The 12,060-nt window shown below is 51.2% G+C and carries 13 protein-coding genes; 2 read left to right on the forward strand and 11 right to left on the reverse strand.

Annotated elements, in window-relative coordinates:
- The first annotated feature begins 1 nt into the window (after position 1).
- Positions 2 to 451, forward strand: coding sequence for an OsmC family protein (locus ACO0LK_RS03370; protein ID WP_422972157.1), 450 nt, complete (start codon positions 2 to 4; stop codon positions 449 to 451).
- 38 nt (positions 452 to 489) lie between these two features.
- On the forward strand, positions 490 to 1,074 hold the full coding sequence (locus ACO0LK_RS03375) for a superoxide dismutase (RefSeq protein WP_422972159.1): 585 nt from the start codon (positions 490 to 492) through the stop codon (positions 1,072 to 1,074).
- A 7-nt stretch (positions 1,075 to 1,081) separates the two neighbouring features.
- On the opposite strand, the gene ACO0LK_RS03380 is transcribed toward ACO0LK_RS03375, so the two are convergent.
- The 11 genes from ACO0LK_RS03380 to ACO0LK_RS03430 all read right to left on the reverse strand — a co-directional run bounded on the left by ACO0LK_RS03380 (position 1,082) and on the right by ACO0LK_RS03430 (position 12,058).
- Positions 1,082 to 2,227 (reverse strand): NnrS family protein, encoded by a 1,146-nt coding sequence (locus tag ACO0LK_RS03380; protein ID WP_422972161.1) that lies wholly within the window; start codon positions 2,225 to 2,227, stop codon positions 1,082 to 1,084.
- 61 nt (positions 2,228 to 2,288) lie between these two features.
- Positions 2,289 to 2,672, reverse strand: coding sequence for a putative zinc-binding protein (locus ACO0LK_RS03385; protein ID WP_422972163.1), 384 nt, complete (start codon positions 2,670 to 2,672; stop codon positions 2,289 to 2,291).
- The gene (ubiT, locus tag ACO0LK_RS03390; RefSeq protein WP_422972165.1) at positions 2,672 to 3,124 is read right to left on the reverse strand and encodes a ubiquinone anaerobic biosynthesis accessory factor UbiT; all 453 of its coding nucleotides are present in this window, start codon (positions 3,122 to 3,124) and stop codon (positions 2,672 to 2,674) included. The genes ACO0LK_RS03385 and ubiT overlap by 1 nt, the downstream gene beginning before the upstream one ends.
- 16 nt (positions 3,125 to 3,140) lie before the next feature.
- A complete protein-coding gene (ubiV, locus tag ACO0LK_RS03395) occupies positions 3,141 to 4,070 on the reverse strand; it encodes a ubiquinone anaerobic biosynthesis protein UbiV (RefSeq protein WP_422972167.1) in 930 nt (309 codons plus the stop codon).
- Positions 4,071 to 4,072: 2 nt separating this feature from the next.
- Entirely contained in the window at positions 4,073 to 5,077 is a 1,005-nt protein-coding gene (gene ubiU / locus ACO0LK_RS03400) for a ubiquinone anaerobic biosynthesis protein UbiU (protein WP_422972169.1), read from the reverse strand.
- Positions 5,078 to 5,164: 87 nt separating this feature from the next.
- On the reverse strand, positions 5,165 to 5,857 hold the full coding sequence (locus ACO0LK_RS03405) for a Crp/Fnr family transcriptional regulator (protein ID WP_422972171.1): 693 nt from the start codon (positions 5,855 to 5,857) through the stop codon (positions 5,165 to 5,167).
- 105 nt (positions 5,858 to 5,962) lie between these two features.
- Complete coding sequence (locus ACO0LK_RS03410; RefSeq protein ID WP_422972173.1) at positions 5,963 to 6,610, reverse strand: response regulator; 648 nt, start codon at positions 6,608 to 6,610, stop codon at positions 5,963 to 5,965.
- Positions 6,611 to 6,925: 315 nt separating this feature from the next.
- Positions 6,926 to 8,863, reverse strand: coding sequence for a type IV pili methyl-accepting chemotaxis transducer N-terminal domain-containing protein (locus ACO0LK_RS03415; RefSeq protein ID WP_422972175.1), 1,938 nt, complete (start codon positions 8,861 to 8,863; stop codon positions 6,926 to 6,928).
- A 77-nt stretch (positions 8,864 to 8,940) separates the two neighbouring features.
- Complete coding sequence (locus ACO0LK_RS03420) at positions 8,941 to 9,651, reverse strand: carbonic anhydrase (RefSeq protein ID WP_422972177.1); 711 nt, start codon at positions 9,649 to 9,651, stop codon at positions 8,941 to 8,943.
- A gap of 19 nt (positions 9,652 to 9,670) precedes the next feature.
- Entirely contained in the window at positions 9,671 to 10,678 is a 1,008-nt protein-coding gene (moaA, locus tag ACO0LK_RS03425) for a GTP 3',8-cyclase MoaA (protein WP_422972179.1), read from the reverse strand.
- 84 nt (positions 10,679 to 10,762) lie between these two features.
- Complete coding sequence (locus ACO0LK_RS03430; protein WP_422972181.1) at positions 10,763 to 12,058, reverse strand: hypothetical protein; 1,296 nt, start codon at positions 12,056 to 12,058, stop codon at positions 10,763 to 10,765.
- Positions 12,059 to 12,060 lie beyond the last annotated feature (2 nt).

Consider the following 12,060-nt stretch of genomic DNA (forward strand, 5'->3'; position numbering starts at 1 on the left):
CATGACCGAAAAAACTGCAAGTGTACATTGGGAAGGCTCGGGTAAAACTGCCGTAGGCAATATCAGTACCGAAACCGGAGCACTGAAAGACTATCCCTACGGCTTCGCCAGCCGCTTTGAAGATGACAGACGCGGCAGCAACCCTGAAGAATTATTGGGTGCGGCCCATGCAGCCTGCTTTACCATGGCATTTTCTTTTGCCTGTGAAAAAGCCGGTTGGAAAACTACAGATGTGGATACCAAGGCCAGCATCAGATTATCCAAAGAGGGCGAGGGTTTCGTGATTGACCACGTTCAACTGTCGATGGAAGCGTCCATCGCAGGTATCAACGACGAGCAATTCCAGGAAATTGCGGCGATCGCAAAACGTGATTGCCCTCTGTCAAAGGCACTTGCAAGTGTTCCTGAGATAGCGTTACAGGCGACGCTGCGGGTGGACACTGCGCCGTAAAACTACCAGTAAATACGCACCAACCTGAAGGAACTATCATGCTACATACTTTACCCGAGCTGCCTTATGCAATGGATGCATTGCAACCGCATATTTCGAAGGAAACGCTGGAGTATCACTACGGAAAACATCACCAGGCCTATGCGACAAATCTGAATGCCCTGATCAAGGATACCGAATTTGCCGGGGAGTCATTGGAAAATATCATCAAAAAATCAACGGGTAGCATATTCAATAATGCCGCACAGGTGTGGAACCACAATTTTTATTGGCAAAGCCTTACACCCAGCGGTGGCGGCGTCGCTACCGGTGCGCTGGGGGATGCCATCACTGCGCAGTGGGGTTCATTTGAGAAATTCAAGCAAGAATTTACGCAGTCCTGCATCAGTAATTTTGGTTCTGGCTGGACATGGCTGCTGAAACGTTTTGATGGCTCGCTGGCAATTGCAAATACCTCAAACGCAGCGACACCATTAATCGGGGTTGACAGGCCATTGCTGACATGTGATGTCTGGGAACATGCCTACTATATCGATTACCGCAATCAGCGCCCCGCCTATATGGAAGCTTACTGGAGTCTGGTGAACTGGGATTTCGCTGCGACAAATTTTACTGAATTATGATGACACTCTAGCCGGACTGACCGTCGGCACGCGCCTTCAGATAGATCGGTACCATCATGCCGATCCAGCCTGCCAGCAGGAGCAACCACGCCGTTGCGGATAGGGTGATTAGCAGGGGAAGCGAGAACAAACTTGCCGCGACGCGCAACACGGCAGCCAGATGTAATCCAAGATAGATACCCCACAGCAAATTCGACACCTGCAAAGGCCGGCCACTGTGTCCAAAGGAAACGCGGCTCACAAACCCGACCAGCATGGTTCCCATGAACCCCAGCCCCAAGGCATGTATCGGTGCTGACCCAACTTCGACACCAGACGCTGCTGCTGCCTGTAACGCAAATACCATGGCCAGCCAGACAAACGAAAGATGCAGCATCGCCAGCAAGCGATTCGTCATGCAACGCATGACACCCCAACGCCATGATGTATAGATGAAACTCAGGCTCAGTGCTGCCGCAGTGATGGCTTCAGGCAGACGCCATTGCAAGACGCCGGCAACCACCAGTATCAGACATCCCCCCAGCCACAGGCCCAGCAGCCAATACGGACGCCATATATCATAGGGTTTTATCACATTGCTGCTAAAAAATGGCAGCATGCGATGACACACCGTCAAAAATACCGGTAGTAAAAAACCAAAAAAAGCACATTGCCTGGCGATCATCCAGGCACCATCCCAGCCACTGCTCCACATCAGCGTTGCAGCAATCGCACAGGCACCGCCACACATGGCAAAGAAAATGGCCAGGGCATGTTTTTTGTCCGGCGCTGTGCTGCGCCGTATCAGGCCGCCCCAGCGCCAGGTAACAGCAAGCCAGGCACACAGCATCAAGGCAAACCCCGAGCTACGCAAGGGATGCAGCCCCAGACTGGCCGCCAGCATTGCCAGTATCAGCCCGCAGAAATAAGTAGCACCATGCAATAAGAAATAATCATCTTCGGTGGTAACCGCCAACCATTTGGGGCCAGCTGTAAAAGTGAAACCCAGGATAAATAAGGGGAAGACACCCAAAGGCATCAGTAAAGCATGCAAAGGTATTGCCATCGTCTGTGGATGCTGAACCTGCAACCACCACCAGAAAAACAGGATAAAAACAGCCACTGCACCAAGAAAAAAATACAGCCTGTGAGGGGCGGTTGCAAGGCGTTTCATGATGGTCTGTCCGGTAAGTAAATAAAGCTGAGGAAGATTTCAGGTCAAGGTATGCTTGACATCAATCTGTCAGCACTTTGGAATTCAATGACTGCAAGGCCAGCTCTATGGTTTGCCATACCTGTTGCGTCTCATCTTCAGTTGCATCAGCATGAAAACGCTTGCGCGCACCTTGCTGATTCAGCACCAGGTGAACATCTGCCTCCACCCCGGCTTGCTGCAAACAGGCGTTGGCGCAAGCCAGCGCACAGCCATCCAAAGCCAGTATAGTCCTGCCAGACTGGGCGAGCTTCACCAGACTGTTGACACCCCCACCGACGCCGCTGATGCACGACATTTGCGCCTTCTGCTCACGGTCTAGCCTGACCGCGCAATCGTTCGCTAACTGCGCAACGCTGGAACAGCCCGAACATGCATAGACCAGTGGCAAGGGATCGGTTTTCATCACATAGTCTCACCGGCATGAGTAAAACGCTGGGCAAACTGACTCAGCCAGGCGGGGCGTTCGCTCGCGTCTATCCAGTATTTCACGGCGACTCCCAGTTCGGTGTCGCCTTCCATCTTTAAACGGCGACGGAAGAAAAGTGTATCTGCATCTTCCTGACCTGAAGCCAATTTAAAAAAATCCATGGCACTGGCTGACAGGCTGACATCCGCCTGAATCAAAGAAGAACGTGGCTTGAATTTACCCTGGTCACAATAAAAGCAAAGCGACAGCCCCAAATCTTCCACCTTGATACGAAAGCTTTTGCCATACAGACTTTCTGGTGCCACCAACAGCGCGCGTCGCCTGGCCAGTTCCAGCATCAGCATTAAAGGTGCATTCGCCAGAGGTGCTGGCAAATAGCTGCCTAAAGTCTGTATGCTTTTAGGAAAACGAAAATTGCTTAAATCCATTTTTATAGTCCGCCTATTAACCTATCTGTTCGTTAGCCAGCCATTGCATACCAGGTTTATCTACCCAGTAACCGTTGCTGCGCTGTGCATGTGGCGGCAATAAGGTTTCACTGACGTTGGCAGCGGCGCCTTTTTTCCTGGCATCGTCAAACGCAGAAACCACCCCTGCCATACCCTGTGCCTGCGGCTGCAGACGTAAAACATCAACCTGCATCGTGGCCAGTTCAGGTAATTGCGCGCCCAGGTCAAGGCAACTCGAACTCTGGGTCTGTATGCCATTGATGGTCAAAAAATCTTTGCCATCGCGGGTTGCCAAAGGCATGCCATCAGGATATTTTTCACAACGAAATTCGCAACTATCCTTGCGCAAGCGATGATGCCGTGCGGTGAAGCAGCGCGATGAAAACGCCAATGCGAGCCGCCCCCATACCTGCACTTCAGTCTGCATGTATTCAGTACGCTGATGTTGCAAGGCTGCCAGATCATCGCGCCCCATTTCTATCGGTGGCAAAAAGCGGCTGGCACCCAGGCTGGCAAGCCATGCCAACGTGTCTGCATGATAGATATTCAAATGCGGCCCGGCGACGAAGGCCTTGCCCTGCATGACACGCACGGCGCTGAAATCATTGGCTTCGACCAGAAAATCTTCAGCACAGGCGCGCTCTATCATTCTTTGCATGTTGCGCCGGTCCGCTTCGCTGTCAATCAGGGTCAAGCTCGATAACACCACTTGCTTGCCGGCTGCCCGCAATTCCTTTCCCAAGGCCAGCCAGTCATCCAGCTTCATCAGATGACGACGTGAGCAAATGACTTCACCCAGATAAACAATGTCGACCGGCCACTGCATTGCGTCGACATAAAAACGCATGGTGTCTTCCTTTGACCAGTAATAGGCCAAAGGTGCAAGAGACAGTAAAGGCATTGACGATGGTAAGCTGTCAGACATATTCATTTCCACGGACGTTCAAAAGCACCCTGCGTCACCTGCGCGCCTTCGGCATGGCGGGCCAGGCTGGCCTGCCAGTCAGTACGTGGCGAATAACGCTCTGGATCACGCTGTGCGGCATCCAGGGCAGCGCGCAAGGTGCCAACCACCTGACTGACATAGCTGGGACTGCGCTGCCTGCCTTCGATTTTGATGGCAGCAATACCCATATTGATGAGTTTCGGTAACAGGCCTATGGCGTTGAGGCTGGTTGGCTCTTCTAGAGCGTAGCCAATCTCGCCTTCCACTTCAAAACGCCCTTTACACAATGTCGGGTAACCGGCAGCTTCATCTGGCGCGTAGCGATCAATCAGGGTTCCACCCAGGCGGGCATACATGGTTTGATCTTTCTCTTCCCAACTCACCGCGTGGGCCGGTGAACAGACACCTTTGTTATTCGGTGAATCGCCAGTCACATAGCTGGATAAAAGACAGCGACCTTCCGCCATCACGCACAGGCTGCCGAAACCGAAGACTTCAATTTCCACACTGGTCTGACGGATGATTTTTTCAATTTCTGACAAGGTCAGCACACGTGGTAGCACTGCACGCCTGATCGCAAATTGCTCACGCATGAGTTCTATCGCGTCCAGCGTGGTCGCTGACCCCTGTACAGACAGGTGCAGGCGCAAATCGGGGTAACGGTCACGCGCATAAGCCATCAGACCAGGGTCAGCCAGTATTACGGCATCTGCCCCCATCTGCACTGCCGTATCAATGGCGGCGCGCCACTCGGCGACGGCACGTGCCTGAGGATAGGTATTGATGGCAAATAGAATTTGTCGGCCACGGGCATGCGCATAGGCAACGCCTTGCCGGATATCGTGGTCGCCAAAGTTAAGCCCACCAAAATTGCGCGCATTGGTCGCGTTGCGCAAGCCGAGGTATACCGCGTTTGCTCCTTTGTCCACGGCAGCTTTCAGGGCAACCAGACTACCGGCAGGAGCCACCAAATCAATAGGTTTCATGATACAAAATGCTAACAAGATTTGTTTGTTCAGGCATTGTCCTGGGTCAATAAAACTCGACACAGACCCAATGGCAATCAGCTGGTTTTAACCCAAGACCGGAATATTTTTCTGGTAGCATTTCAGCGCTTCTGCCGAATCGATGTGAATCGTGGCGCCATAAACCTTGATCAATTGCTTGTTCATCAATTGGTGTAAAACACGTGACAGGGTTTCGGGTGACAGGTTCAGCAAGGATGCGACCAGATGTTTTTTGAGTTCGAGATGAATGTCATTGCTACCCTGCAAAGCTGACAGCTGTAGCAAATAATCGATCACTCTCTGCGTCGAATTTTGCAACGAATAACGCTCGACATTGCGAATAAATCCCAATAATCGATAAGACAGACCTGCCATCATTTGCCGCGAAATTAAGGGAGAGCGATCCAGCAATTGCAATAGCGCATGCCTGGGGATTTTCAGCAGGAGGGTATTTTCGAGCGCTTCGGCATAGAAGGGGTAAGGTTCATCCAGGAACATCATGGCTTCGCCCAGACTTTGGCCTGCACGAATTAATTCCAGGACTTTGTCGTTGCCTTGTGAAGAGGGAATGCAAAGTTTCATCAATCCAAATACGACAATATAGGTTCCTTCGGCGATATCTCCTTTGCGAAATAAGGTCGCGCCCTTATGTAATTCTGTCTTGACGACTTCTTTTTGCAGTTCGCTAAAATCTTCTACCGCAACGTGACGAAACAGCGCATGATTTTGCAACAAACCCAACAGATTTATTTTTGTCATCACAGATCTCCGGCAAACTGACAGAGGTCCAGTGTAGAAGTGATGGACTGTTACGCCTATACGCCGGTAGGACTAGGCAGACGCTGCAAATGGGTAAGAAGGGATCTAGTTTTTATCCAGGCCATGTTCAACCGCATACACAGCAATCTGAACGCGGCTGCTTAAATTGAGTTTTTTAAGAATATTTTGCACATGAATTTTGACGGTGCTTTCTGCAACATCCAGATTACGGGCAATTTCTTTATTGCTCTCACCTCGCGCCAGGCAAACCATGGTTTCGCGTTCTCTTGGGGTCAGCTTCTCTTTTTTAGGGATATTGCTCTGATTATGGCCAGAACGAAATTGCATGACCAGCTTGGCCGTCATGGATTCGGCAATCACTGGCTCGCCGGCGGCGGCACGTTTGATTGCCTGTGTCAGATATTCTGCTTCAATATTTTTCAATAAATATCCACGCGCCCCGTTCTTCAATGCGGTGCTTAAATCCTCAGCCTCTTCAGATACAGTCAACATCAATACCGCAGTATCAGGTAAATCTTCAACAATAAGCTGCATCGCTTCCAGCCCTGACAGGCCTGGCATATTCAAATCCATCAACACCACGTCGGGACGCAATTGTTTTGCACGTTTGACGCCATCCAGTCCATCCACGGCTTCGCCAACAATTTCAAACTCTGGATTACGCTGTAGCAGCAGGCGAATGCCACTACGGAAGAGAGTGTGGTCATCCACTAATAAAATCTTGATTGGCATTTATTTTCCATGCTTTCTGTTTTTTTTCAATTAGGACTTACGCAAAATTGTCCCGGCAAGACTATCGCTTTTAGGAAACCTCCCTTGCAAGGGAGGTTCGTTTCGTCGGCAGACAACATGTTGTCTGAAACACCGACTACACCTATCGCTTTTAGGAAACCTCCCTTGCAGGGGAGGTTCGTTACGTTGGCAGACAACATGTTGTCTGAAACCCCAAATACACCGTAGCGACGAAGACAGTACTTTAGTACGCGGCTCCTAGGAGAGGAGCTGCAACGCAGCTGGGGCGGTTTTGTGTAAGTCCTAACAATGACGTCATGCTACCAGACGTTCTTGCCGCAATAACTCCAGTGCGATGGTCGTACCTTCGCCGACCTGACTATGGATGTCAAATTTGGCCGCCAACCGCTCTGCCCGTTCTCGCATGATGCGCAGGCCGACATGTTCTTCACCTTTTTCGTGAATTCTATCCATGTTAAAGCCCTCGCCATCGTCCGTCACGGTCAGAGAAAAATCACGCTCATTCTGTACCTTGACCCTGACTTCGCTGGCTTGCGCATGCTTCCGCACATTTGACAAAGCCTCTTGCAAAATGAACAGCACCTGCAATTGCTGTTCAGGCGCAAGTGGGGCGCCATTGCCGACAAATTCAATCTCACCATGGACACCGGTCTGACGCTGGAATTTGCTGACGACATTGCGCATTTCCGATTCCAAATTACTGTCTTGCAGACGTGTGCGGAAATTAAGCAACAGCTCCCTCACGTCCTCATAGCTTTCCTGTACACCGGCACGTAGCAAGGGGGTGATATCTTTAATTTCTTCCACGTCATTACGACTCAGGGAATCTTCCAACATCTGTACCTGTAAATTCAAGAAGTTCAAACCTTGCGCAATGCTGTCATGCAGCCCCTGCGCCAACAGATTGCGTTCATTCGATACGGCAAATTCTTTTTCTCTGGCAATCAGGCGCTGGTTTTCGATGGCCACGCCCAAGTTTTTTCCCAGGGTTTCCAACAGCCGTCGCTCTTCACTGGTGATATTGCGCTCTTTCGAAAAATGCAATGAGAAACTGCCGATGACCTGTTCACGCGCCAATATCTGGAAAACTGCCAGCGAAAAAAATCCTTCTTCCTGACAGCGGTAACGACGCTGCTGGTCCATCTTGCGGAAATCCCGGACAATAATGATGCCCTGGTGAGTTGCAGTCCCGCACAGGCAGTCATCAGTCTTGATGCAATGCTCCTCTTCTATCATTTTTTCCGAGATACCTTCATGCACGGTAATATGCAGGTTATCGCTTTGATTATCGAGGATGCGTACCGTACCGCCATCGGCTTCTATTCTGTGCATTATCCTGTGCAAGAAGCCCCGGCATAATTCTTCTATCGCATGCGGCCCTGCCAGAAAACCGGCGATTTCATACAGAGTGCTTATCTCATGATTCTGGTCTTGCAGCCTGGCGGTCTTTTCTGCAACGCGCTCTTCGAGGGTACGGTGTACGCTTTGTACATGATCAGCCATCTGGTTGAAAGCATGTGCCAGAACACCAAATTCATCCTCGGTTTCAATCGGCAGGCGCACGCTCAAGTCGTCCTTGGACATGCGCGCAATACCTGCCTGCATGCGAGTCACGGGGCCGACTATCCACAGGTACAACAAATACAGCAATGCAATACTGGCAGCCAGTGACAGAAAAATCAGGGTGGTCTGGCATAAACGCAACCAGGTCGTTTTTTCAGTCAACTCGACTTCTACCAGTGATACCAGTTTGTTGATGCTGTCTACAAAAACCGGTAGCTCTTTGGTATACAGGGCCAAGGCAGTCTGCTTTTTTTGTGGATCGACCTCTGCCAATACCGTTTTGGCATAGACCTGTATATGTTGCTGCCATTCATTTTGCACCAATAGCATTTGTTCACGAATGGGTTTGGAAGAAGGCAAGAACAATGGCCGTTTCGCATCTCCGGTCTGCAAGTCAGTTAAAGTACGATTAAAATCTTCCAGCTCCTGCTCAACTCTGGACGTGGCCTGAGCATGCTCAAGTTCCATGACCAGCCGATATGAACGCATGCGCAGGCTGCCCGCCTCATTGATCGCGGCGCCACCACCTTCCAATTGCCATGATAACAATAAGGTGTAGCCGACTGCTGCCAGCGTCAGGCCCAGACCTATCAGTGTCGTCAACAGTATCCTGAAAGTCAGGCGCTTGCCTACTGGCAAGGTATGGGGTGAGCCTGATATAGGGTTCATAGAAGGTATTTGCTTAGTATGTGTAAGGTGTAGTCAAGGGTAGTCACACCTAGTATAGGCGCATTGCAGAGCAATTTTCATGGTTCGCTGTAAGAGACTTCCTTTATGATGGCTTTGCCGGCAAGCTCCTTGGTCGTAAGGCTCAAAGGGCACACCATAGGTAAAAAAGTATCCGACCGTTCTGAATAGGCCAGCAAGGCACCGTTGCTCATATCAAAATACCAGCCATGCAAGGCAATATCGCCTCTGGCCTCACGTTCGGATATCCAGGGGAAACTGCGCAGATTATTCAATGAGTTGATGACTGCCCCCAGTTCACAGGCACGTATCTGTTCCGCTTCGGAAAAATTCGCCAGTTGCTGTAGCACTTGCTGCTTGACCGGTTCAATTATCTTCATCCAGCGACCGATGAAATCTATCTTGCGGCTAGGTTGGTAACCCTGCATCAGTGCCCGTATGCCGCCACATTTTTCATGTCCCATGACAATGATGCGCTTTACATTCAGTGCCTCGACGGCAAACTGTATGGCCGCACTGACCCCATGCTGTTGTGCTGATTCATTGCAGGGTGGCACCAGGTTGGCGACGTTGCGAACTACAAAAATATCGCCGGGATCACAATCAAGCAGCAAGGCCGGATCTACACGTGAATCGCAACAACCTATCAATAAGGTGGTGGGATTCTGGCCGTGATTCAGCTTTTCAAACAGGCGGTCTTCCCCTGTGAAATATTTGCTTTGAAAACGCTGGAACCCTTCTATGAATTGCTGAATATTTCTGACTTCCATCTGCTACTCCATCATTCTGCTAACCGCCAGTTTGCGACATGAAGCGGATGATTTTATGCGGCTGTTCCTTGAACTCATGACGCTCCGGCTTTAATTCTATCGCCGTCCGTATTGCTGCATCCAGTTCATGGTCACTGATACCCGCACGCAGCAAGGGACGTAATTCAAACTTTTCTTCCTGTCCCAGGCACATATACAGAGTACCATCAACCGACAGGCGCACCCGGTTGCAAGTGGCGCAGAAATGCTGGCTGATAGGGGAAATGAAGCCTATCGTCCCTTTGCTGTCGCCCGTAGTCCAGTAACGGGCCGGGCCGCCACCCAGCTCTGCCGCTGCGGGGATTAAATTAAACCGGCTAACCAACTGATCGCGGATCGGGCCTATATCCATATACTGGCTGTTACGCCCAGTCTCCCCCATGGGCATCGCTTCGATCAGACGCAAAATAAAGCCTTCTTCAAAGCAGAATTGCGCCATGCGCATGATTTCATGGTCATTGATGCCACGCATTACCACCATATTCAGCTTGATGGGATCGAACCCCGCCTGCTTGCCAGCCTGTAGGCCAGCCATGATGCTGTCGAAACTGTCACGCCCAGTTATTTTTTCTGTACACGCCCGGTCCAGGCTATCCAGGCTGACATTAATACGGCGCACGCCAGCATCGTGCAAGACTTGTGCATGCTTGTGCAACTGCGTCGCATTGGTGGAAAGGGAGATATCCTTCAATCCAGGCAATCCGGATAATTGTGCCACCAGTTGTGGCAAACCGCGGCGCAACAAAGGCTCGCCGCCGGTCAGACGCACACGTCCTACGCCCATGCGGGAAAATGCAGCAACAACCCGGGTAATTTCTTCAAAGCGTAGCCAGTTCTCTGGCTCTTCAAAACCTGAAAAACCTTTGGGCATGCAATAACTGCAACGCAGATCACAACGGTCAGTGACAGACAGGCGCAAATAACTGACCCGGCGGCCAAATCGGTCTACCAGTGCTGGTAAAAATGAAGGAGGGGCAGGAGTTTCCATACCTGCATTGTGGACTGAGACTGACAACAGTACAATTCGCCGCCAAGCTAAAGGGAGATAGTTCTTTCGACGTAGTTAACTGCTTCAGTCAGCTTTGAATATCGCCTTCAATTCATGCCTGTAACGCATCAAACACATGATCAGCAGACCGCCCAGGCAAGCCTGCGATAGCGAAAAGGCAATGCCTGCAATCGGCGTAAGCCAGATGGGTGCCAGTGGCAATAACAGCAGCAAACCAAACGCCAGTAACACCAAACGTGCTTGCCATAACAGGCGTTGTGGCGGCAGTACTGCCTGCATGGTGGGTACACGTTGCCCCATTGGTGTCTGTCTGCGCAAATGCAGAAATATCAGAAACGGGATAATCTTGCCCAGCATCGCATTGACCGGCAATACCGCACCACCAACCAGTATCAGCACAGCTATCCACCAGGGCAGTGCCTGTGAGATAAGCTCAGGCAAGACAAGCCCGTCAACATGTTTTAGTACGGGTGGCAGCGCAGCCATTAATGCCGCGCACATATAGCTTGCCGCACACACCAACCATAAACCCCAGGCCGGATCAAAGCGGCGTTTGGCACGCCAGATAGCCACGAAGGCAATTGACGCCAACAGCACAATCACCAGGCAAGCGAGGAACAAAGCAAACTGCTGCAACGCTGGCCAAAATCCCAATAACAAGGGCAGCCACAGCACACCGGGCAATGCTATTTGCCAATATGTTGACGGACGCCTGGTTTGCCAGAACATGGGCACCGTTGTTGATGCGACACCAACTACCAGCGTTGCTATCCAGCCAGTCAATCCCCAAGCCACATGCAAGTCCAGCAAGTACATGACATCAAGTTGCCACCAACCGGCAAAATTGCCTGCCAGGCTGATACCCAAGGCTACGACCAGAAAAAATGCCAGTGTCACCCACCGCAAGGTGCGCGTTGTAGCATCGACGACCGCAATCTTGCACGCTGCCATCAGCAAAGCCAGCGTGACTGCACCGTACAGCAACGATGCCAACGCGCCGGCGACAATAAATCCTGCGGTGATACCGTGCAAAAAGCCCAGACTAAGGCTAGCCGCAATCAAGGCAGAACCAAGCGCCACAACAGGCGCTATCTTGCGTGCGCCCGGCACGGCCTGACCAGCCACCACTGGCATTAACTGGAACAGCGCACCAATCATGATGGGTGCCAGCATCCCCAGCACCAGGCAGTGGGTAAGCGCCAAAGTCAAAGGTGCAAACCGGTACGGCAAACCCTGCTGCGGGCCAAATGCCAACAGCAGGCCGGTCAATACTCCCATCCAGGGCGCTGGCAACAGACAGCCAAAGATAGTAGCTGGCGAAGGCGACAGCTCGTAGTTAAGAACTTTCGTGCTAGCCATTG

Origin of the sequence: Undibacterium sp. Ji49W, assembly GCF_049340205.1 — a bacterium.
Classification (GTDB): Bacteria; Pseudomonadota; Gammaproteobacteria; order Burkholderiales; family Burkholderiaceae_D; genus Undibacterium.